The following is a 24,594-nucleotide window of genomic DNA, read 5'->3' as shown; positions in this document are numbered from 1 at the left end:
GCAGGGGCGTTTGCACTCGCCCGTGGCGAGTGCTAAAACTGGGCTTGGCACTCTCGCCACGAGAGTGACAATGCGCACCGGTGATGCTGAGGCGCTGGAAAGCGACGGGAAGGGTCCGTCGTCGACCGGCGTCGTCCGTCGCGGGCAGCCCGCCGGCGCACCACCACGAACTCCGAAAAGGAATCGCAGGAGTCATGCCTAAGCTGATTGCTTTCAACGAGGAAGCCCGACGCGGCCTCGAGCGCGGAATGAACACGCTCGCCGACGCCGTCAAGGTCACGCTCGGTCCCAAGGGCCGCAACGTCGTCCTCGAGAAGAAGTGGGGCGCCCCCACGATCACCAACGACGGTGTCTCCATCGCCAAGGAGATCGAGCTCGAGGACCCGTACGAGAAGATCGGGGCCGAGCTCGTCAAGGAGGTCGCCAAGAAGACCGACGACGTCGCGGGCGACGGCACCACCACCGCCACCGTCCTGGCCCAGGCCATGGTCCGCGAAGGCCTGCGCAACGTCGCGGCCGGCGCTAACCCCATGGGCCTGAAGCGCGGCATCGAGGCTGCGGTCACCGCCGTCTCCAACGAGCTCCTGTCGATGGCCAAGGACGTCGAGACCAAGGAGCAGATTGCTTCGACCGCCTCGATCTCCGCCGCTGACACCACCGTCGGCGAGATCATCGCCGAGGCGATGGACAAGGTCGGCAAGGAGGGCGTGATCACGGTCGAGGAGTCGAACACCTTCGGCCTCGACCTCGAGCTCACCGAGGGCATGCGCTTCGACAAGGGCTACATCTCGGCCTACTTCGTCACCGACCCCGAGCGCATGGAGACCGTGCTGGAGGACCCCTACGTCCTCATCGCCAACTCCAAGATCTCCAACGTCAAGGACCTGCTGCCCCTCCTCGAGAAGGTCATGCAGTCCGGCAAGCCGCTGGTCATCATCGCCGAGGACGTCGACGGCGAGGCCCTGTCGACCCTGGTCGTCAACAAGATCCGTGGCACCTTCAAGTCCGTCGCCGTCAAGGCTCCGGGCTTCGGTGACCGCCGCAAGGCCATGCTGCAGGACATCGCGATCCTCACCGGTGGCCAGGTCATCTCCGAGGAGGTCGGCCTCAAGCTGGAGACCGCTGGTCTCGAGCTGCTGGGCCAGGCCCGCAAGGTCGTCATCACCAAGGACGAGACCACCATCGTCGAGGGTGCTGGCGACGCCGGCCAGATCGAGGGTCGCGTCAACCAGATCCGCGCCGAGATCGAGAAGTCGGACTCCGACTACGACCGCGAGAAGCTCCAGGAGCGCCTCGCCAAGCTGGCCGGCGGCGTGGCCGTCATCAAGGTCGGCGCGGCCACCGAGGTTGAGCTCAAGGAGCGCAAGCACCGCATCGAGGACGCCGTTCGCAACGCGAAGGCTGCCGTCGAGGAGGGCATCGTCGCCGGCGGTGGCGTCGCCCTCGTCCAGGCCGCCGCTGTCGCCTTCGACGGTCTCGACCTGACCGGTGACGAGGCCACGGGCGCCAACATCGTCCGCGTCGCCACCGAGGCTCCGCTCAAGCAGATCGCGATCAACGCTGGTCTCGAGGGCGGCGTCGTGGCGGAGAAGGTCCGCAACCTCCCGTCCGGTGAGGGCCTCAACGCCGCCACCGGCGAGTACGTCGACATGATCGCCACCGGCATCATCGACCCCGCCAAGGTGACCCGCTCGGCCCTGCAGAACGCTGCCTCCATCGCAGCGCTGTTCCTGACCACCGAGGCCGTCGTGGCCGACAAGCCGGAGAAGTCGGCGCCCATGGGCGGCGACCCGACCGGTGGCATGGGTGGCATGGACTTCTGATCGGAGCAGGGGGCGGTCACGCGCCCGTGAGGGTGCCGTGACTGTCCCTGCGCAGTGAAGAAGTCCCGACAGCATGGACTTCTGATCGGAGCAGGGGGCGGTCACGCGCCCGTGAGGGTGCCGTGACTGTCCCTGCGCAGTGAAGAAGTCCCGACAGCATGGACTTCTGATCGGAGCAGGGGGCGGTCACGCGCCCGTGAGGGTGCCGTGACTGTCCCTGCGCAGATCGGCAGGACCCCGTCGTACGCACGTACGGCGGGGTTCCGCCATTTCCGCAGCAGGTCGGAGCACCTCGTACCGGGTCTTGGGCTCCCGGCTACCGTGACGCCCATGTCTGACCTCCTCACCCGCGTCCGCGACCTGGAGTCCCCGGAGTCGCGCCTCGTCCAGTCGGTCGCCACCGGCCTCTTCACCGTGTTCGTCTCCCCGCGACGTCTGCAAGGGCCTCCGCTCACGACCATCCATGCCCTCAGCGGCCTGGCCGGGGTGGCGGGCGGCGCCGTCGCCGTGGGGGAGTCGGCGTCCCCGGCCCAGCGGGCCGCCATCGGCGCCACGGTGGGCGCCCTGCTCACGGGCGCCAGCGTCCTGGGGATGGCGGCCGACAGCCGGCTCGAGGGGTGGCTGCGCGGCAAGGGCGTGCGCCACCCGCGTGTGTGGTTCGGCCTTGCCGCGGCCGTGCTCACCTGGTTGACCAGCGCCCCGCGCCAGCAGGACGAGGTTGAGCTGGAGGCGGAAGCGGAGGGTGGCGCAGATCCCGATCATCGGTGATGCTGTGGCATGACCCACGCACCTCGGCACGTCGTCGTCATCGGAGCCGGCATGGTCGGCCTCTCCACCGCGTGGTTCCTGCAGGAGCGTGGCGTCCGCGTCACCGTCCTGGACCGCACCGGGGTGGCGGCCGGGTCGTCGTGGGGCAACGCGGGATGGCTCACCCCGGGGTTGGCGACCCCGCTCCCGGAGCCTGCCGTCCTGCGCTACGGCATCCGCGCCGTGGTCAGTCCGAGCTCGCCGGTCTACGTCCCCGTCACGGCCGACCGCCGGTTGCTGGAGTTCCTGGTGCGCTTCGCCCGCAACTCCACGATGCCCCGCTGGCGCCGGGCGATGGGCGCCCTGGTGCCGCTGAACTCCTTGGCCCTCGATGCCTTCGACCTGCTCCGCAAGGGCGGTGTCGACGCGCCCACCCACGAGGCTGAGTCGTTCATCGCCGCCTACCGCACCGCTGACGAGCGTTCGACCCTGCTGGAGGAGATCGAGCACATCCGTGCCTGCGGACAGCCGTTGGAGTACGACGTCCTCACCGGTGACGAGGCCCGGGCCATCGAGCCGTCGCTCTCGGACGAGGTCGGCGTCGCCCTGCGGTTGCACGGTCAGCGCTACGTCACCCCCAACTCCTACCTGCTCGCCCTGGGCGCCTCGGTCGAGGAGCGCGGCGGCAGGATCGTGGCAGGCCTGCGTGTCGACCGCGTCCACGCGACCTCGACGCGTGTCGTGGTGGCCGGGGAGTCCTACGACGCCGCCGTGGTGGCGACGGGCGCGTGGCTCAACGTCCTGGCTCGGCCCTTCGGCGTACGCCTCCCGGTGCAGGCGGGCCGTGGGTACTCCTTCACGGTCCCGGTGGAGACGGTGCCGCGCGGTCCCGTCTACCTGCCGGCGCAGCGGGTGGCCTGCACGCCCGCGGGCGACCGCCTCCGGGTGGCGGGGATGATGGAGTTCCGTCCCGCCGACGCCGGGTTGGACACCCGTCGCATCACCGCCATCGTCGAGGCGGCCCGTCCCTTCCTGCGTGGTGCCGACCTCGACCGTCGCCGCGACGAGTGGGTGGGCTCGCGGCCCTGCACGCCGGACGGGTTGCCGCTGGTCGGGCGTACGCGCTCGCCCCGGGTGCACGTCGCCGGCGGCCACGGGATGTGGGGCATCACGCTCGGACCGGTCACCGGTCAGCTCCTGGCGGAGTCGATGGTGACGGGGGAGACGCCTGCGGAGCTGGCGCCCTTCGACCCGCTGCGGTGAGCCTCCCGTTCCTGTGAGGATCAGCCCGGCTTCGGGGCCCCCTTGCGGGCGTAGCGCACCCACGTGACGACCACGCACATCACGGCCCAGGCGATGCCGATGGAGAAGAAGGCCACCGGGCCCATGGACGTCACGCCGACGCCGAAGAAGAAGGGACCGAAGGCCGCGATCGCGGCTGTCCAGCCGATCACGCCGCCGGCCTGGCGCTTCTCGAAGATCATCGGCATCTGCTTGAAGGTCGAGGCGTTGCCGATCCCGGCGAAGAGGAAGATCGCCAGCATCCCCCAGAGGAAGTGGTCGAACCCGGCGTCCAGGGTCGCGGCCGAGGTCGTGTCGGGGGTCAACGCCGGGATGGTGATGGCGATCGAGGCGACCAGTCCGATGCCGGAGACCAACGTCCAGATCGCGCCGCCCATGCGGTCGGTGAGCGGTGAGAACAGCACGCGCGCACCCGCGCCGACCAATGGGCCGAGGAAGACGAACTTCGCGACGTCGGGCACCGAGTAGCCCTCGACCAGCACGGTGGCGCCTGCCCCCGATCCTTGGACGATGTCGGGGTTGGCGCTGCCGTAGAGCTCGCCCATCAGCAGGCCGAACTGCGCAGAGAGGCCGGCGAAGGTGCCGAAGGTCATGATGTAGAGCAGGGTCATGAGCCACGTGTCGACGTTGCCGAAGATGTCGAACTGTTGGCGGATGCTGGCCTTGATGGGCACCGACTTGAGCATCGTCCAGGCGAGGATCGCCGCAATCACCATCAGCGGGATCCAGACGAAGGCGGCGTTCTGGTACCAGACCTTCTCGGGCTGCCCACCCGGCAGCGCGAAGGTCTGGGAGGTCCCGATGAACCCCAGCCACGAGAGGGCGATCAGGTAGGGCGTCAGCAGCTGCACGGCCGAGACGCCGAAGTTGCCGATGCCGGCCTGGATCCCCAGGGCGGTGCCCTGCTTGGAACGGGGGAAGAAGTACGAGGTGCTCGGCATGAAGCCCGAGAACGCGCCGCCCCCGATGCCGGCCAGGAACGCCAGCAGCATCAGCTCCCAGTAGGGAGCCGTCGGCTCCTGGACCCGCACGCCCCACCCGGCCGTCGAGAAGATCAGCAGCAGCGAGGTCAGCGCCACCATCTTGCGGGTGCCCATGATGGGAGGGAGCACCATCCACACCAGCCGGAAGAGGCCTGCGGACAGGCCCGGCATGGCTGCCATCCAGTAGAGCTCGTCGCTGGTGAAGCTGTAGCCCAGGCCGTTGAGCTTGGGGATCAGTGCGCTCGGCAGGAACCACGCCACGAAGGCGAGGAAGAGGGCGAACGTGGTGATCCACAGCGTGCGCCGGGCCAGCGGCTCGTTCCAGGTCTCCTTGTTCTCCGGATCCCAGGACTCCAGCCATTCTCCGGACTGGGAGGTGGTCGACTTGCTCATGCCGGTGTCTCCTCATGGGTGGGGTGGTCCAGCTGGTTGGCCAGGTGGGGCGACTCACGGTTGAGCATGCGCACCACCGTCCAGTGCATCCAGACGCTGCAGATGAGCGTCAGCACGAACAGCACGCCGAAGGTGCTGGTCGGGAAGCCGGACCACTCCTTCGTGTAGGCGAAGAGCGGCGGCAGGGCGAAGCCGCCGAGGCCCCCGAGCATCCCGACGAGCCCGCCGACGGCGCCGACGCTCTCGGGGAAGTACTCCGGGATGTGCTTGTAGACCGCTGCCTTGCCCACGCCCATGGCGCACCCGAGCACGAAGACCAGCAGGACGAAGGGCACCAGGCCCAGGTGGTAGGCGAGGTGCTCGGTCTCGGTGCCGTCGGGGAGCTGCACCACCACGAAGCCGTTGGGCATCATCAGGATGCCGCTGGTCACCAGCATCGCGCCGAAGGTCCAGTACATCGCCCGACGAGCGCCGTACCGGTCCGACAGCGCGCCTCCCACCGGGCGCAGCAGCGACGCCGGGAAGATGTAGGTGGCGGTCAGCAGGGCCGCGGTCTGCAGGGAGACGTCGAAGTTGTCCATGTAGTAGAGCGGGAGCCACGACGAGAGGGCGACGTACGCCCCGAAGACCGCGACGTAGTAGAGGCTGAAGCGCCACACCCGCATCTGCTTCAGCGGGGTGAGCTGGTCCCGCAGCGGCACCTCCGTCCCCGGCCGCAGGTCGTGGCGCGGGGTCCCGAACCAGAGCACGACGGCCATCACGACCAGGAGCACCGCGTAGACGACGGGGACCAGGCGCCAGCCGCCGTCGATGATGCCGAAGTAGGTCGCGCCGGCGGTGCCGGTGATGATCGGTGGCCCGATGAACTTGGTCACCGAGGCGCCGACGTTGCCCGCGCCGAAGAGCCCGAGGGCGAAGCCCTGGCGGTCCCGGGGCTGCCAGGCGGAGTTCCAGGCGATGCCGACGGAGAACGAGTTTCCCGCCAGGCCGATCAGGAACGAGAGCGCCAACAGGGTGGTGTAGGAGTTCACCTGCGACACCAGGTAGGTGGGCACCGCGGTGACGAGCAGGAGCACCGTCATGACGATCCGGCCGCCGTAGCGGTCGGCCAGCATGCCGGCGGGCAGGCGCCACAGCGAGCCGTTGAGGGTGGCGGCGGCCACGATCCACGACAGCTGCACCTCGCTGAGGCCGAACTCCTCGCGGATCGGGTTGCCCAGGATGCCGAACATCAGCCACACCGCGAACATCAGGGTGAAGGCGATGGTCGAGAGCCAGAGCACTGCGCTGCGGCCCTGGCGGGGCGGCGCGGAGGTGGTTTCTGCCGTGGTCGGTGACGCCATGGGCCCTCCTGGGCAGGCGCGGAATCGGACGGTCTCGTGAAGCACGTTACGGAGGCGGAGGGTCCTCGTCCAGAGGCCAAAGGTCCTCGGTTCGAGCGTGAACGTGGCTGGCTGCGAGCCCGGATTCGTGCCCCTTGCGGTGCACCCCATCGGGGGGAATAGTGAGGTGGGACACAGCTCGACCGTCTGCGTGTGCAGCGAAAGGGAATGACCTGTGAGCGACACCAAGCTGGGCTTCGACGGAGGGCTGGGTGACGCGCTGGTCGCGAGTCGCCGCTTCTTCACCCGCAACGAGGTGAGCCCCGACCTGCGCACCATCACGGCGAAGGGTGGACGCGAGGGTGACGCGTTCTACCGGGACCGGTGGTCGCACGACAAGGTGGTCCGCTCCACGCACGGGGTCAACTGCACCGGGTCGTGCTCGTGGAAGGTCTACGTCAAGGACGGGATCATCACCTGGGAGGCGCAGCAGACCGACTACCCCAGCGCCGGTGCCGACCGCCCCGAGTACGAGCCCCGGGGCTGTCCTCGCGGCGCTGCCTTCTCCTGGTACACCTACAGCCCCACCCGCGTGCGCCACCCGTACGTCCGTGGCGTGCTGCTGGACATGTTCCGCGAGGCGTTGGCCGAGTACGGCGACCCGGTGGTCGCCTGGGGATCGATCGTCCAGAACCCGCTCAAGACCAAGGTCTACAAGGCCGCCCGCGGCAAGGGCGGGCTGGTGCGCGCGACCTGGGAGGAGGCCGCCGAGATCGTCGCCGCGGCCCACGTCTACACGGTCAAGCGGTGGGGCCCCGACCGGATCGCGGGCTTCTCACCCATCCCGGCGATGTCGCCGGTCTCGTACGCCTCCGGGGCGCGCTTCCTCGAGCTCATCGGCGCCCCGATGCTGTCGTTCTACGACTGGTACGCGGACTTGCCGAACGCCTCGCCCCAGACCTTCGGCGACCAGACCGACGTGCCCGAGTCGGGTGACTGGTGGGATGCGGGCTACCTGATGATGTGGGGCTCCAACGTCCCGCTGACCCGCACCCCGGACGCGCACTGGATGACCGAGGCCCGCTACCGCGGCCAGAAGGTGATCGCGGTCGCACCCGACTACGCCGATAACGTGAAGTTCGCTGACGAGTGGGTCACCCCGGCGCCGGGCACCGACGGTGCGTTGGCGATGGGCCTGGGCCACGTGCTGCTCAAGGAGTACTACGCCGACACCATCCCGCCCTTCTTCGCCGCGTACGCCAAGCGGTTCACCGACCTGCCCAACCTCATCACCCTCGACGCGGCCGACGACGGCACGTACCGGCCCGGCAAGTTCCTGGTCGCCGGCGACATCGACCACCCCGAGGGCGGCACCGAGAACGCGATGTGGAAGCCGGCCGTGATGGAGGCCGGAGGCGCGGTGCGGATTCCCCGGGGCTCGATCGGACACCGCTACGGCGAGGAGGGGGCTGGTCAGTGGAACCTCGACCTCGGCGACATCGACCCGCTCCTGACCCTGCACGCGGAGGCCGACGCACTGGCCGTCGAGGTCACCCTGCCGCGTTTCGACGCCGCTGACGGCCGCGCCCGGCACGAGTCACGCGGCGTGCCGGCGATGCGCGTCGGCGACCGTGTCGTCACCACCGTCCTGGACCTCCTGCTGGCGCAGTACGGCGTGGAGCGGTCCGGGCTGCCCGGGGTCTGGCCCGAGTCGTACGAGGACGCACGCGTCCCCGCGACCCCGGCGTGGCAGGAGCAGCACACCGGTGTCCCGGCCCAGCAGGTGACCCGGCTGGCGAGGGAGTGGGCTCAGAACGCGATCGACACCGAGGGCCGCGGGATGATCCTGCTGGGTGCAGGCATCAACCACTGGCACCACTCCGACCAGATCTACCGGGCGATCCTGCTGCTCACCACGCTCACCGGCGCGCAGGGTCGCAACGGCGGCGGCTGGGCGCACTACGTCGGCCAGGAGAAGATCCGCCCGATCATGGGCTTCCAGCACATGGCGTTCGCCCTCGACTGGCAGCGTCCGCCGCGCCACATGAACCAGACGGCGTACTGGTACGTGAACACCTCCCAGTACCGCTACGACACCTTCACCGCCGACGACCTCGACGCCGGCACCGGCTTCTTCGCGGGCAAGAGCGTGATGGACCTGCTCTGCCAGTCCGTACGCCTGGGCTGGACGCCGAGCTACCCCACGTTCGACCGCAGCTCGCTCACCCTCGGTGACGACGCCGCGGCCTCGGGCATGGACGCCGGGGCCTACGTCGCGCAGGAGCTGAAGGAGGGCCGGCTCAAGTTCGCCGTGGAGGACCCCGAGGCGGAGGAGAACCACCCCCGCGTGCTCTCCCTGTGGCGCTCCAACCTCTTCGGGAGCTCGGCCAAGGGCAATGAGTACTTCCTGCGCCACCTGCTCGGCACCGACTCCGCCGCGACCGCCCAGGAGGCGGCCCCCGAGCAACGACCCACCGACGTGCGCTGGGCCGAGGAGGCCCCCGAGGGCAAGCTCGACCTGCTCACGACCCTGGACTTCCGCATGACCTCCAGCACGATCTTCAGCGACGTGGTCCTGCCGGCGGCGACCTGGTACGAGAAGTACGACCTCAACACCACCGACATGCACCCCTTCGTGCACTCCTTCAACCCGGCGATCGCCCCGCCGTGGCAGACGAAGACGGACTGGGACACCTGGAAGGTGATCGCGAAGCGGTTCTCCGAGATGGCTCGCGACCACCTCGGCACCCGCCGCGACGTCATCGCCAAGCCGCTGTGGCACGACACCCCTGAGGCGATGGCGACCGAGCACGGGGTCGTCAAGGACTGGCGGCTGGGGGAGTGCGACCCGGTGCCGGGGCGCACCATGCCGGTGATCGCGGTCGCGGAGCGCGACTACGCGGCCGTCCACGACAAGATGACGTCGATCGGGCCGCTGATGGAGAAGGTGGGCATGCTCACCAAGGGCGTCGCCTACGACGTACGCCGTGAGATGGACATCCTGCGTCGCCGCAACGGTGTGGCGCAGGGTGGCGCCGGCAACGGGCAGCCGAAGGTCGAGACGGACGTGCAGATGGCCGACGCGATCCTTCACCTGTCCGGCGTCTCCAACGGCCACCTCGCGACCCAGGGGTTCAGGACCCTGGAGAAGCGCACCGGCACCCAGATGGCGGACCTCTCCGCGGAGCACGAGGGCAAGCAGATCGCCTTTGCCGACACCCAGGTCGCGCCCGTGCCGGTGATCACCTCGCCGGAGTGGTCGGGATCGGAGAGCGGAGGGCGGCGCTACAGCCCCTTCACCATCAACATCGAGCGCAGCAAGCCCTTCCACACGCTGACCGGGCGCCAGCAGTTCTACCTCGACCACGACTGGTTCCTCGGCACCGGCGAGATGCTCCCGGTCTTCCGGCCACCGCTCGACATGTCCCGGCTCTTCGGGGAGCCGCAGCTCGGCACGGTCGACGAGGTGGGGGTGGCGGTGCGCTACCTGACGCCGCACAACAAGTGGTCGATCCACTCGGAGTACCAGGACAACCTCTTCATGCTCTCGCTCTCCCGCGGTGGGCAGGTGGTCTGGCTCTCCGACCGCGACGCGGTGAAGATCGGCGTGAAGGACAACGACTGGATCGAGATGGTCAACCGCAACGGGGTGGTGGCCGCCCGCGCCATCGTGAGCCACCGGATGCCCGAGGGCACCGTCTACATGTACCACGCCCAGGACCGGCTCATCGACGTCCCGCTCACCGAGCGCGACCGCAAGCGCGGCGGCATCCACAACTCGCTGACGCGCATCGTGATGAAGCCGCACCACATCGTCGGCGGCTACGCCCAGCTCGCCTACTTCTTCAACTACATCGGCCCGGTCGGCAACAACCGTGACGAAGTGACCACGATCCGCAAGCGGCGCACGCCGGTCGAGTACTGAGTCGGACCGGACGGACGGAGGAGTGACGAGATGCGCGTGATGGCCCAGATGGCGATGGTGATGAACCTCGACAAGTGCATCGGGTGCCACACCTGCTCGGTGACCTGCAAGCAGGCGTGGACCAACCGCTCCGGCATGGAATACGTCTGGTTCAACAACGTCGAGACCCGTCCCGGCCTCGGCTACCCCCGGACGTACGAGAACCAGGAGGCGTGGCAGGGCGGTTGGGTCCGCACTCCCCGGGGCCGGTTGAAGCTGCGCGCCGGCGGGCGGATGAAGAAGTTGGTGACGATCTTCTCCAACCCCAAGCTGCCCTCGATCAACGACTACTACGAGCCGTGGACCTACGACTACGAGACGCTGCTGCGCTCCCCGGCGACGAAGAACTTCCCCGTCGCCCGGCCGATCTCGCTGCTCAGCGGCAAGCAGATGAACATCGAGTGGTCGGCCAACTGGGACGACGACCTCGGGGGCTCCACCGAGCACGCGGTGCGCGACGAGATGCTCAAGGGCATCGAGGACAAGGTGACGTTCGAGTTCGAGCAGACCTTCATGTTCTACCTGCCGCGCATCTGCGAGCACTGCCTCAACCCGTCGTGCGCCGCCTCGTGCCCCAGCGGCGCGATCTACAAGCGCAGCGAGGACGGCATCGTCCTGGTCGACCAGGACCGCTGCCGCGGGTGGCGCATGTGCGTGACGGGGTGCCCCTACAAGAAGGTCTACTTCAACCACAAGACCGGCAAGGCCGAGAAGTGCACCTTCTGCTACCCCCGCGTCGAGGTCGGGATCCCGACCGTCTGCTCGGAGACCTGCGTCGGGCGGCTGCGCTACATCGGACTGGTGCTGTACGACGCCGATAAGGTGCTCGAGGCGGCGTCGGTGGCCGACGACCAGGAGCTCTACCAGGCCCAACGGGAGTGCTTCCTCGACCCCTTCGACCCTGAGGTCCAGCGGGCCGCAGAGGAGGCCGGCATCGCCGCGGACTGGGTGGAGGCGGCTCGTCGCTCGCCGATCTGGGCCCTGATCTCGCGCTACGAGGTCGCCCTGCCCCTGCACCCGGAGTACCGCACGATGCCGATGGTCTGGTACATCCCGCCGCTCTCGCCGGTGGTCGACGTCATCAAGGACACCGGTCACGACGCGGAGGACGCTGACAACCTCTTCGCCGCCATCGACGCCCTGCGGATCCCCGTCGAGTACCTGGCCAACCTCTTCACCGCCGGCGACGTCGGCCCGGTCAACGGCGTGCTCCGCAAGCTGGCGGCGATGCGCTCCTACATGCGTGACATCAACCTCGGGCGCGACCCCGACGAGTCCATCCCCGCCTCGGTCGGCATGGACGGGGAGACGATGTACGAGATGTTCCGGCTGCTGGCCATCGCCAAGTACTCCGAGCGCTACGTCATCCCTCCCGCCCACACCGAGCAGGCCCACGCCTTGGAGGAGCTGGCCACCGACTGCCCGGTCTCCGAGTACGGCGGCGGCCAGCAGAGCCTCTTCGGTGAGGGGTCCGGCACGCTCAACCCGGTGGCCGCGGAGAACCTGCAGATGCTGCGTGAGCGTCAGGGGTCCGAGCGCAGCGACGAGATGGCCGGCGGCACCGCAGACGCCGGCCGGGTCAACCTGCTCAACTGGGACGGCCGGGGCGTGCCCGAGGGGCTCTTCCCGCCGAAGTCGGGAGGTACGCGATGAAGCTACGACGTCCGCGGCGTGGCGCGACCAGGGACGTACGCCCGGTCTGGGCGGCCTGCGCGGCACTGCTCGACTACCCCGACGAGCGCCTGGTCGACGGCCTCGGCGGCATCGCTGCGCTGGTGCCCGACGACCCCCACCTGCAACCCGTCATCGAGCACCTGCGTACGCATCCGCTGCGCGAGCTGCAGGTCGACTACGTCAAGACGTTCGACCTGACCCGCAAGTGCTCGCCCTACCTGACCTACTTCTCGCACGGTGACACCCGACGCCGCGGACTGGCCCTGGTGGAGTTCAAGGAGACCTACCGTGCGGCAGGCGCCGAGTTCGACCCCGAGGAGGACGAGCTGCCCGACCACCTCAGCGTGGTCCTGCAGTTCGGCGCCCTGGTCGACACTCCCGCCGCCCTGAGGCTGCTGCTGGACCACCGCGCCGGGGTGGAGATGCTCCGCCTGGCCCTGGCTGGCTTCGACGACGGTGCGGGCTCCCCGTGGTGGGGCGTGGTCGCCGCCGTCTGCGCCACCCTGCCGCCGCTCGACGGCGAGGAGGCCGACGCCGTACGCCGTCTCGTCGAGGCAGGTCCACCGGCCGAGGAGGTCGGTCTGGGGGGCTACGGCGACCCGGCGCTGTCGGCGCCACGTCCGGGTGGCCCGACCCTCATCTCGCCCCCCAGCATCCCGGTGGGAGCACCCTGATGGACGTCTTCCTGTGGGTCATCGTCCCCTACGTCTGCCTGGCGATCTTCGTCCTCGGCCACGTGTGGCGCTACCGCTACGACAAGTTCGGCTGGACGACCCGCTCCAGCCAGCTCTACGAGGACAGGCTGCTGAGGCTGGGGTCGCCGCTCTTCCACTTCGGCATGCTCGGGGTGGTCGGCGGCCACATCATCGGCCTCCTGGTGCCGCGCTCGTGGACCGAGGCGATCGGGATCGGCGACCACGCCTACCACTACATCGCGGTGATCGGCGGCCTGCTGGCCGGCGTCGCCGCCACGGTAGGGCTGATCATCCTCATCTACCGGCGACGCACGGTCGGTCCGGTCTTCAGCGCGACGACCGTCAACGACAAGGTCATGTACGCCTTCCTGGCGGCCGTGATCCTGCTGGGCATGTGGAACACCATCGCGGGGTCGATCTTCACCCTCGGCGGGGAGTACAACTACCGCGAGGGAGTCTCGGTCTGGTACCGCTCGTTCCTCGCCTTCACCCCCGACGCGTCCCTGATGGCCAAGGCGCCGATCGGCTTCCAGCTCCACGCCCTGGTCGCCTTCCTCCTCTTCGCGCTGTGGCCCTTCACCCGGCTGGTGCACGTCTTCTCCGCACCTCTCGGCTACCTCACCCGCCCCTACATCGTCTACCGCTCGCGTGACGAGGTGGTGGGCACACGTCGCCCGCGCCGCGGCTGGGACGAGCCGGTCGGCCGCTCCTGACCCTCGACGCCAGCCACTAGGGTCTCGCCCATGAGGCGAGTGGTCCCGTGGGGAGTCCTGGCGTTGCTCGTCGCCGTCGCGCTCCTGCCGGCCCTCGACTACCGGACCTCCGACGCGACACCGGTCGGTGACGGCTCGTGGCGGATCACCCGCTACAACGCCGTGCTCGAGGTCGACGACGAGGGCGACCTCGAGGTCACCGAGACCTTGATCGTCGACGTCCCACAGGAGGGCCGCGGTGGTCTGGCCCGGCTCTTCGACGAGTACGACCCCGAGGCTCCGCGTTCTCGGGGCGTCCCGCGCCGGCTGGCGGCGGCGCTGGACGGACGCCGCGCACCGATCGAGCAGGAGACCGGCCCACGGGGTCGCCGCCGCGTCGTCACCGTCGCCCCGGCGAAGACGCTGACGGCGGGGGAGCACACCTACGTCCTCAAGTACGAGGTCGCCGACGTCCTGCGCAGCACCGGCGCCGACTCCTCCCAGTTCGCCCGTGACCTCGTCCCGGGCACCTGGGCCCAGCCCGTCGACGCAGCCGAGCTGACCGTCCGTCTCCCGGCGAAGCCGTCGTCGCGGGTCTCCTGCACCGAGGGCGCGAAGACCTGCCGCGCACAGGTCGACGGCACGGTCGTGAGCGTCACCGCCGAGGGACTGGCGCCGCGTACGCCGGTGCGGATCGTCGCTGACCTGCCGGTCGCCGCCACCACCGCCGATGGTCGCCAGCTCTGGCCGGTCTGGCTCGACCCCGTGCTGAGCCGGTGGTGGTGGCTGCTCGCGCTCGTCGCGGCAGCCGCGGCCTTCGCCGGTTGGCTCGGGCGTCGCATCGCGTCGGGCACCTTCGACCACGAGCCGACGGGCCTGCCGCGCCACGACCTCCCGGAGGGAGTCGACCAGGAGCAGGCGCGCTACCTCCTCACCGGCCGGACGCAGGATCCTGCCGTCGCTCCCGAGGTGGAGCGCTGGGCGAAGCGCGAGGGTTACGTCACCGCTGCCGGACCGCGCAGCCTGCTCGCGGTCGGCGTGGTCGCCGCCCTGGTGGCGTACGTCGTGTGGCTGAGCCTGCTGGGCGGCCTGATGTCGGTCGCGGCGCTGGTGCCCGGTGCCTTTGCCGCGATGGCCCTGCCGGCCGTTCTTCCCGGCACCACGGCGAAGCGGACCAACGCCGGACGACGCCTGGCCGCCCGGATCAAGCGACTCTGAACCAGACGGCGCTCAATCTCAGAAGACGTTGAGTGGGCGGAACTGCACCGAGATCCGTGGCCCCGCGTGGGCCTGCTTGGGCACGGCGTGCTCCCAGGTGCGCTGGCAGCTGCCGCCCATGACGACCAGGTCGCCGTGGCCCATCGTCACGGCGATCGAGGTGCCGCCCTCGCGAGGTCGCAGGAGGAGGCGCCGTGGGTCGCCCAGGGAGACGATGGCGACCATGGTGTCGTGGCGACGGCCCCGTCCGATGGTGTCGCCGTGCCAGGCGACGGAGTCGTTGCCGTCGCGGTAGAAGCAGCATCCGGCGGTGACGAAGGGCTCGCCCAACTCGGGCAGGTAGTGGGCCGAGAGCGCCTCGCGCGCCTCGTCCAACCGCGCGTGCGGGAGCGGGGCGCCGACGCCGTACATGTGCAGCAGCCGCGGCACCGCGACGACGCGGTCGTACATCTGACGCTCCTCGGCCCGCCAGGGGACCTCGTCGACCATGCTGCGGAAGACGTCGTCGGCCTCGCCCAGCCAGCTGCGCTGGACGTCGACCCACGCGCCGTGGCTGAGCTCGCGTCGCTCGGGCGCCAAGGGCGCGGTCTCGGCGGCCTCGAGGGCGAAGAGAGTGGACTGGAACTGCATCGCCACACCGTATCGAACAGGTGTTCGACGAGGCAAGGGTTTGTCCACGCGGTGTTGCGTCCAGCCATCTGCCCCCTATGGTTCACACACGAGGGAGGGACCGCGTCGTTGTTCGGCGCGGAGAGGAGGGCAGTGGGATGAGTGGCGCCGTGACGCACGCGGCCGAGGCCGGGCACCCGTACGGGCTCGGGCCGCCGGCGGCGCGCGTGCGCGACCTCACCAAGACCTACGGTCGCGGACCGGCTGCCGTGCGCGCCCTGGCTGGGGTGAGCCTCGACATCGAGGCGGGGGAGTTCACCGCGGTCATGGGGCCCAGCGGCTCCGGCAAGTCGACGCTCATGCACTGCTGCGCCGCCCTCGACACCCCCGACTCCGGCGAGGTCTGGATCGGCAACCAGGAGATCGGACGCCTCGGTGACAACGCCCTGACCAAGCTGCGGCGCGACGAGATCGGCTTCGTCTTCCAGTCCTTCAACCTCGTCCCGACGCTGACGGCGGAGGAGAACATCCTCCTGCCCCTGTCCATCGCGGGTCGCCGACCCGACCGCCGCTGGTACCGGAGCGTGATCCGCACCGTCGGGCTGGACGACCGCCTCGAGCACAAGCCCAACGAGCTCTCGGGCGGGCAGCAGCAGCGGGTCGCGGTGGCCCGTGCGCTGGTCAGCCGCCCTCAGATCGTCTTCGCCGACGAGCCGACGGGCAACCTCGACTCCCACTCGGGTGCCGAGGTCCTCTCCCTGCTGCGGCGTTCGGTCGACGAGCACGAGCAGACCATCGTGATGGTGACGCACGACGCGGTCGCCGCGGCCTACACCGACCGGGTGGTCTTCCTGGCCGACGGCCTGATTGTCGATGAGATTCGCCAACCGACGCGAGAGCGGGTGCTGGAGATCATGACCGCCATGACTGCGGTCGCCCACGAGGTCTGACGTGTTCAGAGCCGCCCTCAAGAGCCTTCTCGGCCGCAAGGTGAGACTGCTCATGAGCACGTTCGCCGTGGTGCTCGGCGTCGCCTTCGTGGCGGGCACGCTCGTCTTCACCGACACGTTGGGCCGCAGCTTCACCGCCCTCTTCGCCTCGACGGTCGGCGACGTCGTCGTGAGCCCGGTGACGCCGGACGGGCTGACCGCGGACGGCCCCGCCCCCGTCCCGGAGGCCGAGGAGCGCCCCACGACCCTGCCCGCCTCCCTGGTCGAGAGGCTGGGAAGGGTCGAGGGTGCGGCCCGCGCCGACGGCAACGTGTTGGCCACCACCGCCCTCGTCTTCGACCGCGAGAACAGGCCGCTGGCCACGCTCGGAGCGCCGTCGCTGGGGAGCAACTGGACCGGAGCGCCCGCCGGGCACGGGCTCACGGGCCTGCAGATCGTCACGGGGCGTGAACCGCGCGGCCCGGGCGAGATCGTGCTGGACGCCGTCACGACCACCCGTTCGGGCCACACGGTGGGCGGCAAGGTCAACGTCGTCGTGGGCGACGAGGTCGTCGAGAACACGCTCGTCGGGGTCGCCGACTTCGCCGAGGGCGGGTCGTTCAGCGGCGCCACCTGGGTGGCCTTCGAGACCCGGGTGGCCCAGGAGCTCTTCCTCCCCGAGCCCGACACCTTCCACAGCGCTTGGGTCACCGCAGAGCCGGGCGTGAGTCAGGAAGCCCTGCGCGACGCCGTGGCGAAGGTGCTGCCGAAGGGCTACGAGGCCAGGACCGGTGACGACGTCGCCGACGAGTCCGCCTCCGGCCTGCTCGAGGGCATCTCCTTCCTCACCACCTTCCTGCTCATCTTCGCGGGGATCTCGCTGGTGGTGGGCGCCTTCCTCATCGTCAACACCTTCTCGATCCTGGTCGCGCAACGCAGCAGGGAGCTCGCCCTCTTCCGGGCCCTCGGCGCCTCGCGGAGACAGGTCGGTGCCTCGGTCCTGTTGGAGGCGTTCGTGGTCGGGGTCGTCGGCTCGACGCTGGGCATCGGGCTGGGGATCGTGATGGCGATGGCCATCCGCGGCCTCTTCTCCACCTTCGGCCTCGACCTGTCGGGACAACCGCTCGTCTTCGAGCCGCGCACCTTCGTCGTCTCCTACGTCGTCGGCATCCTCGTCACCATGACGGCCGCTGGCCTGCCCGCCCGCCGGACCACGCGGATCGCCCCGGTCCAGGCCATGCGCGACGACGTGGCGATGCCGGAGGCGTCGTTGCGCAACCGGTTCATGGGCGGAATGGTCCTGGCCGGCCTCGGTGGACTCGCGCTCTGGTACGGCCTGACCGCGGAGATCGAGGGCAACGTCTGGTACGTCGGTGGCGGCATCCTGGCGATCCTGCTCGGAGTCTCGGCTGCTGCACCCGTGCTGTGCCAACCCTTCCTGCTGGTGGCGCGCCACCTCTTCGGCGCCGTGATGGGCACGGTGGGTCACCTCGCCGGCCAGAACTCGCTGCGCAACCCCCGCCGGACCACCGCGACCGCCTCGGCCCTGATGATCGGGTTGGCGCTGGCCACCACGATGGCGATCGTGGGCGACTCAGCCAAGGCCAGCGTCGACAAGGCGCTGGCGGAGAACTTCCGGGGTGACTACGTGGCCTCCCACGTCTCGGGTCAGGCCTTCCCGCCGGAGATCGCCGAGGAGATGCGCAAGGTCGAGGGGATCGATGACGTCGCCGTGCTGCGCTTCGTCTGGGGACAGGTCTCGCTCGACGGTGAGGACAGCCCGCAGGGCTTCACCGCAGCGGCGCCCGCGGCGCTCGAAGGGCTGGTCGGCCTCGAGCGGGTGGTGGGTAGGACCGCCGACCTCCGTCCGGGCGAGGCGGTCCTGGGGGAGACGTACGCCGCCGACCGGGGTCTGGGCGTGGGAGACCAGGTGAAGGCCCTGATCAACAACCGCCGGGTGCGCCTCGACGTGGTCGGGATCTTCGCCGACAACCCGGTCGTGCCCTTCCCCGTCGTGACCTCGCCGCAGACCTTCCTGCGCGCGGAGCTCCCCGAACGTGACAACTTCTTGATCATCGACGCCGTGTCGCCCTCGGCGATCGTGGAGTACAGGCTGAACCAGGTCCTCGCCAATCCGGCCCTGCTCCTGCAGGACCAGAGCGAGTTCGCCGCCGAGCAGCGTGAACCCATCGACCAGATGGTGCTGATGATCTTTGCCCTGCTCGGGCTCGCCCTCTTCATCGCCGTGCTCGGCATCGTCAACACCTTGGCGCTCTCCGTCATCGAACGCACCCGCGAGATCGGACTGCTCCGGGCGATCGGCCTCAACCGCGCCCAGCTGCGACTGATGATCACCGTGGAGTCCGTGGTCATCGCCCTGCTCGGGGCCGGCCTCGGGATCGGTCTGGGCGTCGGCTTCGGGATCGCGCTGATGACCTCGCTGCGCGACGAGGGCCTCGAGGTCATCGCCGTCCCGGCGGGCCAGCTCGGCCTCTTCGGGGCCGTGGCGCTCCTGGTCGGCGTGCTCGCCGCGGTGCTCCCCGCCCGACGCGCTGCCCGGCTCGACGTGCTGCAGGCGATCGCCACCGCCTGACGGGGTGAGGTTGTCGCATTCGCCGGACGCCGAGGGGTCCCTCGTCCTAGATTGCCGAGCGTGGGACAGACCGTCGAGACAGCGCGCGAGCTCAAGCACGTCGTCGTGCGCGAGCACGTACGCAACCTCGTCCAGGGGGCAGCGCCGGGGACGCCGGCGCCGTCGGAGCGCGAGCTGGTGAGCCAGTTCGGCGTCGCCCGGATGACGGTGCGTCAGGCGCTCGACGCCCTGGTGGTCGAAGGTCTCCTGGAGCGGATGCCCGGGCGCGGCACCTTCGTCGCCCGACCGCGCCGCACGCACACCCCCGTCGCCAGCTTCACCGAGTCGGTCGCCCGACGTGGCCAGGTCGCCGAGACCGTCACGCTGCTGGCCCGCAGGGAGCAGGCCGGGCCCGGCGTGGCTCGGGCGCTGGAGGTCGCGGCCGGTTCACCGGTCATCCACTGGCGCCGTCTGCGCCGTGCCGGAGGCGAGGCGATCTGCATCCAGGACGTCTACCTCGCCCCGGACGTCCTCCCCGGCGTGCTGGACAGCGTCATGCCCGAGAGCCTGTACGAGGCGCTCTGCAGGCGGGGTCTGCGCCCGACCTGGTCGGAGGACTCGATCCGGGCCGACCTCGCCACCGACGAGGAGCGCGACCTGCTCGACATCGGTGCCGACTCCCCGGCTCCGGTGCTGCGGGTCTCGCGGCGCGCGCTGCACGGCGAGCGCGTGGTGGAGGTGTCACGCTCGGCCTACCGCAGCGACCGGCACACCCTCTACCTCCAGCTCGGCCCTTCGAGCTGACCCTCACAGGTCGCCGGCGTCGACGATCCGGTAGGCGTAGCCCTGCTCGGCGAGGAAGCGCTGCCGGTTGGCGGCGAACTCCGCGTCGACGGTGTCACGCGAGACAAGCGTGTAGAAGTGCGCGGACTTGCCCTCGTCCTTCGGCCGCAGCAAGCGGCCGAGACGCTGCGCCTCCTCCTGTCGTGACCCGAAGGAGCCACTGACCTGGATGGCGACCTCGGCCGAGGGGAGGTCGATGGAGAAGTTGGCCACCTTGCTCACCACGAGCAACGAGAGCTCGCCCGAGCGGAAGGCGTCGAAGAGCCGCTGGCGTTCCTTCACCGAGGTGTCGCCCTTGATGACGGGGGCGTCGAGCATCTCCGCGATCTCGTCGAGCTGGTCGATGTACTGGCCGATCACCAGCGTCGGCTGCTCGGAGTGCAGCTCCACCAGACGTCGTACGACCGCGAGCTTCGCCGGGGTGCAGGCAGCGAGGCGGTACTTGTCCTCGTTCTCCGCGACGGCGTACGTCAGCCGCTCGGCATCGGTGAGCGAGACGCGCACCTCCGCGCAGTCGGCGGGCGCGATCCAGCCCTGCGCCTCGATGTCCTTCCACGGGGCGTCGTAGCGCTTGGGTCCGATCAACGAGAAGACGTCACCCTCGCGACCGTCCTCGCGCACGAGGGTGGCGGTCAGGCCGATGCGCCGACGGGCCTGCAGGTCGGCGGTCATCCGAAAGATCGGGGCGGGCAGCAGGTGCACCTCGTCGTAGATGATCAGGCCCCAGTCGCGGGCGTCCAGCAGGTCCAGGTGCGGGTAGGTGCCCTTGCGACGCAGCGTCAGCACCTGGTAGGTCGCGATCGTGACCGGGCGGATCTCCTTGACGGCGCCCGAGTACTCACCGATCTCGTCCTCGGTGAGCGTGGTGCGGCGCACCAGCTCGTCCTTCCACTGGCGCGCCGAGACGGTGTTGGTGACCAGGATCAGGGTGGTGGCCTTCGCGTGCGCCATGGCGCTGGCGCCGACGATCGTCTTGCCCGCACCGCACGGCAGCACCACGACCCCCGAGCCGCCGTGCCAGAACGACTCGGCGGCGTCACGCTGGTAGTCGCGCAGCACCCAGCCGTCCTCGGCGAGGTCGATGGCGTGGGCCTCGCCGTCGACGTAGCCGGCCCAGTCCTCGGCTGGCCACCCGAGCTTGAGCAGCGCCTGCTTGAGGTTGCCGCGCTCGGAGGGGTGCACCACCACCGAGTCGTCGTCGAGCCGCTCACCCAGCATCCCCTTGATCTTCTTGGCCCGCAGCACCTCCTCCAGCACCGGGCGGTCGGTGCTGGTGAGGACGAGTCCGTGGGAGGGGTGCTTCTCGAGCCGCAGCCGGCCGTAGCGCGCCATCGTCTCGGCGACGTCGACCAGGAGCGCGTGCGGCACGGCGTAGCGGCTGTACTCCAGCAGCGTGTGCACGACCTCCTCGGCGTCGTGGCCGGCGGCGCGCGCGTTCCAGAGCCCGAGCGGGGTCAGGCGGTAGGTGTGCACGTGCTCGGGGGAGCGTTCCAGCTCCGCGAAGGGGGCGATCGCCCGTCGGCAGTCCTGCGCGCGCTCGTGGTCGATCTCCAGCAGCAACGTCTTGTCGGACTGCACGATCAGGGGGCCGTCGTTCACCCCGGAATCCTACGGGCACGGACCACGCGGCCCGACTCCACGACGCTGGTGACGCGGGCTCAGGTCGCGGGCAGGGGCGTGACCGCGGTGATCCGGTGCACGGAGAAGCCGCGCACGTCCTCGCTGCGGTGGTCGTACGCCGTCAGCTGGCCCCCCTCGAGGCGCCGGGGGTCGACGATGCGCTCGGTCGTCGTGCCGTGGTTGTCGACGTAGCCGATCAGCACGGTGCCCGACGTCTCGATCACCTCCCGCAGCACCTGCAACGCCGAGGTGGGGGTGGTGGCCGTGGCCGAGCGTGCGGGGGCAGCCTCGGCCGCGCGGTCCCCGGCGCGGACGGCGGCCACGACGGCGCTGACCCGCGCGGCCTCGCGGGCACGGGTCGCGGCGGGCGGTGACGTACGCGGCGTGCGCGCCCGCTGCAGGTCAGGTCGGGCGACGTGCACCGTGCCGTCGGCGGCCTCGACCACGGGGGCCTGGCCCAGCTCGCGGAGCCGGGGGAGCAGGAGGTCGAGCGGGAGGGTGGAGATGAGGACGGTCGGGGCCAGTCGGCGCAGCTGCAACGAGGCGGCCTGCGGGTGGTGGAGCAGCTCCGTCAGGGCCTGCTCGTCGTCGGCGCGCAGGAACGACTCGGCGTGGCCCACCCGGACCGTCCCGAAGGTGCGCACCACGTCGTCGACGAGGTAGGTGAGGGGCTGCGGCACGGGGGTGCGGGAGGTCTCGGCCAGGAAGGCGTGGATCTCTGCGGCCGACCACCCGGCGTCGAGCGCCCGACGGATCGAGGCCGGGGTGAAGCGGTAGACGGTCGCCCCGCCGCGCGACTCCACGTCGGCGACCAGGTGCAGCGTGCGGGCCAGCTCCGCGGTCAGGGGCCCCGGGGCGACAGCGGTCAGGTCGGCCTGCACGAGCACGTGGTCGACGGCGCTCGGCAGCAACGGGGCGAGGGCCTCGGCGGCAGCGGCGTGGTCCTGGGTCAGGAAGGGAGCGGCGTACGACGCGGCCGCGTCCATGCCGGTGAGCCCCAGCGCAGCCGCCTCGGCCACCGCCCAGACGACGAGCTCGTCACGGGTGCGCGGGCGGCGCGGGCGCAACCAGGTGATGCGCGCCACCAGGGAGGGCAGTCCGGTCCCGGGGGCAAGGGCCTCGCCCGGCGCGAGCGCGACCATCTCGCGCAGCGCCATGGCGCGGGCCTCGGGGGCGAAGACGCTGGAGGCGTCGGGTGCGAGCGCGTTGCGGGTGCGGCCCGCCGGGTCCTTGGTGCCGACCAGACCGGCCAGTCGTGGGGTGGTCCACCACGCCTTGGCCAGGGTGAGCCAGCGCTGCTCTGGCTCCGAGGCGCTCCACGCGTCGAAGGCGTGGGTGGGGAGCCACGCGGTCACGCCGTCGGCGTCCGGGCCCTCGGCGAGCAGGTGGGCGGCGACGGCGACCTCGAGCACGAGGGCCGCCTCGTGGGTGTCCAGGTGGAGCTCGGTGGTGACTGCCTTCAGGTCGCGCACGCCCAGGCCTCCGCTGCGCAGCACGGTGGGCGGGTGCTGGCCCCAGTGGTCGAGCAGCAGCTCGGTGCGGCGTACGAACTCGAACGCGGCGCCCGCCGCGACCCGGTCCACCAGGGCGGGGTCACGCTGGCTCGTCGCCAGCGGCGGTACGTCGTCGCACGGCTCCTCGGTCGTGGTGCCGCCGCGCAGTGCGAGGCCGACCTGACCCGGGAGGTGGAAGGTCCCGTTCTGGTTGGCCACGAGCAGCCCGTGCGCCAGCACCTCCTCGACGGGCGTGGTCGCCTCCTCGGGAGAGCGGGGAGTCCGGGCGCGACCGGTGGTCGCCTCCCCGCCGCTGTCGGCCACGTGCTGGAGCAGCGCGCGGGCGGGCGCCGAGAGGGCCGCGACCCGTTCGACGGCCTGGTCGCGGCTGAGGGCGTGGGGGAGCACGGGGCGCAGTCCGCTGACACCGCTGGAGGTGTCACCGCGCAGCGCGTCCGCGACGCCGTTGAGGGCGCGCAGCCCACTCGTCGAGGGCCAGACCAGGGCGATGGACATCAGGTGGTCGAGCGCGGCGCCGGCGCTCGCGGGGTCCGCGCGCACCACCGCGAGCAGCTCCTCGCGCGTCGCGTGGCCGAGCACGACGGCGGCATCGAGCACCGCGAGCTCGAGCCGGGTGAGGTCGTCCAACGCGCGCAGCACCGAGGCCCGGGTGCCGGCGCGCGACGCGACCTGGGCGGAGTCCTGGGGGGCCGGGCTGCCGAGGTCGGGGCGCACGGTGAAGAGGTGGGCCAACCGTTCGTCCGGCCAGGCGCGCAGGTGCTCCGAGAGGGTCCGGGCAGGCGCGGTCGACCCCTCGGGCGGGGGCGGCAGGTGCAGCGTGTCGGACATCCCTCCTACGCTACTCGGAGAGTCCCTGCCCGGGGGCCCGGTCGAGGCAGGACAGCACATGACGTCTGAGGTGGGTGACGGTTCGGCGCTCCGCGTGCGGCACGCGGGAGCGAGCCACGTGGGGTTGGTCCGCGCGGTCAACGAGGACGCCTGGGTGGCGGAGTCCCCGGTCTTCGCGGTGGCTGACGGCATGGGCGGGCACGCCGGCGGTGACGTCGCGAGCCGTCTCGTCGTGGAGGAACTCGCCCGTCTGGGCGGGCGCGAGTTCACGGCAGCCGAAGGCCGCGAGGCCGTCCTCGCGGCACTCGTCGAGGCCCAGTCACGGCTCCGGGCCCACGTCGAGCGCCACGACGACGACTCGCGCATCTCGTACGCCGGTACGACGGTCGTCGTCGGGCTCCTGGTGCGTGGCCCCGGTGGCCCGGCGTGGCTGGTCGCCCACGTGGGCGACTCCCGGGCCTACGCAGTCCTGCCCGCCGACACCCAGGCGCTCACCGCCGACCACTCGGTGGTCGCCGAGCTGGTCGCGCGCGGCGAGCTGACGCCCGAGGAGGCGAGGGTGCATCCCGAGCGCCACGTCGTCACCCGGGCCGTCAGCAGTCGCGACGTGCCGGAGCCGGACTTCCACGACGTGCCCCTGGTCGCGGCTCCCCGGCTCCTCCTGTGCTCCGACGGGGTGAGCGGACTCGTCGGCGCCGACGACCTGGCGGCGCTCACCGCGGTGACCACCCACCCCCGTCCGCAGGACGCTGCCACGGCCCTGGTCCGGGCCGCCCTGTCCGCAGGGGGGACGGACAACGCGACGGCGCTCGTCGTCGATGTGGTGGGATGAGGAAAGACGTGGTCGTGGAGCTGGTGCACGACCA

17 protein-coding genes are annotated in these 24,594 nt (G+C 70.6%); 12 read left to right on the top strand and 5 right to left on the bottom strand.

Translation table 11 applies throughout. The features are described from left to right. Positions 1 to 194 precede the first annotated feature (194 nt). The 3 genes from groL (at position 195) to FCL41_RS13650 (ending at position 3,833) form a co-directional block, all read left to right on the top strand. On the top strand, positions 195 to 1,823 hold the full coding sequence (groL, locus tag FCL41_RS13660) for a chaperonin GroEL (protein ID WP_137065108.1): 1,629 nt from the start codon (positions 195 to 197) through the stop codon (positions 1,821 to 1,823). A gap of 330 nt (positions 1,824 to 2,153) precedes the next feature. Then, entirely contained in the window at positions 2,154 to 2,591 is a 438-nt protein-coding gene (locus tag FCL41_RS13655; RefSeq protein ID WP_137065109.1) for a hypothetical protein, read from the top strand. A 9-nt stretch (positions 2,592 to 2,600) separates the two neighbouring features. Then, a complete protein-coding gene (locus tag FCL41_RS13650) occupies positions 2,601 to 3,833 on the top strand; it encodes an NAD(P)/FAD-dependent oxidoreductase (protein ID WP_137065110.1) in 1,233 nt (410 codons plus the stop codon). A gap of 20 nt (positions 3,834 to 3,853) precedes the next feature. Here FCL41_RS13650 and FCL41_RS13645 read toward each other — a convergent pair whose 3' ends face one another. Both FCL41_RS13645 and FCL41_RS13640 read right to left on the bottom strand, forming a co-directional pair. Continuing rightward, complete coding sequence (locus tag FCL41_RS13645; protein ID WP_137065111.1) at positions 3,854 to 5,248, bottom strand: MFS transporter; 1,395 nt, start codon at positions 5,246 to 5,248, stop codon at positions 3,854 to 3,856. After that, entirely contained in the window at positions 5,245 to 6,591 is a 1,347-nt protein-coding gene (locus FCL41_RS13640; protein WP_137065112.1) for an MFS transporter, read from the bottom strand. Before FCL41_RS13640 ends, FCL41_RS13645 begins: the two co-directional genes overlap by 4 nt. 214 nt (positions 6,592 to 6,805) lie before the next feature. Here FCL41_RS13640 and FCL41_RS13635 point away from each other — a divergent pair, with 214 nt between their 5' ends. From FCL41_RS13635 to FCL41_RS13615, 5 genes are read left to right on the top strand one after another with little or no spacing between them, the layout of a single operon-like run. After that, positions 6,806 to 10,495 carry a nitrate reductase subunit alpha gene (locus tag FCL41_RS13635; RefSeq protein WP_137065113.1) on the top strand — a complete coding sequence of 1,230 codons (3,690 nt, stop codon included), beginning with the start codon at positions 6,806 to 6,808 and terminating at the stop codon, positions 10,493 to 10,495. A gap of 30 nt (positions 10,496 to 10,525) precedes the next feature. Continuing rightward, positions 10,526 to 12,187, top strand: coding sequence for a nitrate reductase subunit beta (gene narH / locus FCL41_RS13630; protein WP_137065114.1), 1,662 nt, complete (start codon positions 10,526 to 10,528; stop codon positions 12,185 to 12,187). Continuing rightward, complete coding sequence (gene narJ / locus FCL41_RS13625) at positions 12,184 to 12,882, top strand: nitrate reductase molybdenum cofactor assembly chaperone (protein ID WP_137065115.1); 699 nt, start codon at positions 12,184 to 12,186, stop codon at positions 12,880 to 12,882. The genes narH and narJ overlap by 4 nt, the downstream gene beginning before the upstream one ends. Then, positions 12,882 to 13,616 carry a respiratory nitrate reductase subunit gamma gene (gene narI, locus FCL41_RS13620; protein WP_137065116.1) on the top strand — a complete coding sequence of 245 codons (735 nt, stop codon included), beginning with the start codon at positions 12,882 to 12,884 and terminating at the stop codon, positions 13,614 to 13,616. The genes narJ and narI overlap by 1 nt, the downstream gene beginning before the upstream one ends. Positions 13,617 to 13,646: 30 nt before the next feature. Next, the gene (locus FCL41_RS13615; RefSeq protein WP_137065117.1) at positions 13,647 to 14,813 is read left to right on the top strand and encodes a DUF2207 domain-containing protein; all 1,167 of its coding nucleotides are present in this window, start codon (positions 13,647 to 13,649) and stop codon (positions 14,811 to 14,813) included. Positions 14,814 to 14,831: 18 nt separating this feature from the next. Here the strand turns inward: FCL41_RS13615 and FCL41_RS13610 are convergent, their stop codons facing one another. Further along, positions 14,832 to 15,443: an alpha-ketoglutarate-dependent dioxygenase AlkB gene (locus FCL41_RS13610; protein WP_137065118.1), complete on the bottom strand. Its 612-nt coding sequence runs from the start codon at positions 15,441 to 15,443 to the stop codon at positions 14,832 to 14,834. A gap of 137 nt (positions 15,444 to 15,580) precedes the next feature. On the opposite strand from FCL41_RS13610, the gene FCL41_RS13605 reads away from it, so the two are divergent. Genes FCL41_RS13605 through FCL41_RS13595 form a run of 3 tightly spaced genes read left to right on the top strand, consistent with a single transcriptional unit; the run spans position 15,581 to position 19,727 of the window. Beyond that, the gene (locus FCL41_RS13605) at positions 15,581 to 16,372 is read left to right on the top strand and encodes an ABC transporter ATP-binding protein (RefSeq protein WP_137065119.1); all 792 of its coding nucleotides are present in this window, start codon (positions 15,581 to 15,583) and stop codon (positions 16,370 to 16,372) included. Between the two features lie 52 nt (positions 16,373 to 16,424). Then, on the top strand, positions 16,425 to 18,944 hold the full coding sequence (locus FCL41_RS13600) for an ABC transporter permease (protein ID WP_239021649.1): 2,520 nt from the start codon (positions 16,425 to 16,427) through the stop codon (positions 18,942 to 18,944). Positions 18,945 to 19,004: 60 nt separating this feature from the next. Beyond that, positions 19,005 to 19,727 (top strand): GntR family transcriptional regulator, encoded by a 723-nt coding sequence (locus FCL41_RS13595; protein ID WP_137065121.1) that lies wholly within the window; start codon positions 19,005 to 19,007, stop codon positions 19,725 to 19,727. A 3-nt stretch (positions 19,728 to 19,730) separates the two neighbouring features. Here the strand turns inward: FCL41_RS13595 and FCL41_RS13590 are convergent, their stop codons facing one another. Next, positions 19,731 to 21,365, bottom strand: coding sequence for a DNA repair helicase XPB (locus tag FCL41_RS13590; protein WP_137065122.1), 1,635 nt, complete (start codon positions 21,363 to 21,365; stop codon positions 19,731 to 19,733). Positions 21,366 to 21,424: 59 nt separating this feature from the next. Continuing rightward, positions 21,425 to 23,728, bottom strand: a complete 2,304-nt coding sequence (locus tag FCL41_RS13585; RefSeq protein WP_137065123.1) for a helicase-associated domain-containing protein — start codon at positions 23,726 to 23,728, stop codon at positions 21,425 to 21,427. A 58-nt stretch (positions 23,729 to 23,786) separates the two neighbouring features. Between FCL41_RS13585 and FCL41_RS13580 the strand changes: the two genes are divergently transcribed. Continuing rightward, a complete protein-coding gene (locus FCL41_RS13580) occupies positions 23,787 to 24,560 on the top strand; it encodes a PP2C family protein-serine/threonine phosphatase (RefSeq protein ID WP_137065124.1) in 774 nt (257 codons plus the stop codon). Positions 24,561 to 24,594 lie beyond the last annotated feature (34 nt).

Origin of the sequence: Nocardioides jishulii (genome assembly GCF_006007965.1) — a bacterium.
GTDB classification, from domain to species: Bacteria; Actinomycetota; Actinomycetes; order Propionibacteriales; family Nocardioidaceae; genus Nocardioides; species Nocardioides jishulii.
The sequence above is the reverse complement of the archived record's forward strand: the minus strand, read 5'-3'. Positions and strand labels throughout refer to the sequence as shown.

What these genes read in the sequence shown, in the direction of transcription:
- narJ (WP_137065115.1), top strand. Translation starts at nt 12,184, where the DNA reads ATGAAGCTACGACGTCCGCGGCGTGGCGCGACCAGGGACGTACGCCCG.
- FCL41_RS13585 (WP_137065123.1), bottom strand. Translation starts at nt 23,728, where the DNA reads ATGTCCGACACGCTGCACCTGCCGCCCCCGCCCGAGGGGTCGACCGCG.
- FCL41_RS13615 (WP_137065117.1), top strand. Translation starts at nt 13,647, where the DNA reads ATGAGGCGAGTGGTCCCGTGGGGAGTCCTGGCGTTGCTCGTCGCCGTC.
- FCL41_RS13645 (WP_137065111.1), bottom strand. Translation starts at nt 5,248, where the DNA reads ATGAGCAAGTCGACCACCTCCCAGTCCGGAGAATGGCTGGAGTCCTGG.
- FCL41_RS13640 (WP_137065112.1), bottom strand. Translation starts at nt 6,591, where the DNA reads ATGGCGTCACCGACCACGGCAGAAACCACCTCCGCGCCGCCCCGCCAG.
- groL (WP_137065108.1), top strand. Translation starts at nt 195, where the DNA reads ATGCCTAAGCTGATTGCTTTCAACGAGGAAGCCCGACGCGGCCTCGAG.
- FCL41_RS13655 (WP_137065109.1), top strand. Translation starts at nt 2,154, where the DNA reads ATGTCTGACCTCCTCACCCGCGTCCGCGACCTGGAGTCCCCGGAGTCG.
- narH (WP_137065114.1), top strand. Translation starts at nt 10,526, where the DNA reads ATGCGCGTGATGGCCCAGATGGCGATGGTGATGAACCTCGACAAGTGC.
- FCL41_RS13580 (WP_137065124.1), top strand. Translation starts at nt 23,787, where the DNA reads ATGACGTCTGAGGTGGGTGACGGTTCGGCGCTCCGCGTGCGGCACGCG.
- FCL41_RS13650 (WP_137065110.1), top strand. Translation starts at nt 2,601, where the DNA reads ATGACCCACGCACCTCGGCACGTCGTCGTCATCGGAGCCGGCATGGTC.
- FCL41_RS13610 (WP_137065118.1), bottom strand. Translation starts at nt 15,443, where the DNA reads ATGCAGTTCCAGTCCACTCTCTTCGCCCTCGAGGCCGCCGAGACCGCG.
- FCL41_RS13605 (WP_137065119.1), top strand. Translation starts at nt 15,581, where the DNA reads ATGAGTGGCGCCGTGACGCACGCGGCCGAGGCCGGGCACCCGTACGGG.
- FCL41_RS13600 (WP_239021649.1), top strand. Translation starts at nt 16,425, where the DNA reads ATGAGCACGTTCGCCGTGGTGCTCGGCGTCGCCTTCGTGGCGGGCACG.
- narI (WP_137065116.1), top strand. Translation starts at nt 12,882, where the DNA reads ATGGACGTCTTCCTGTGGGTCATCGTCCCCTACGTCTGCCTGGCGATC.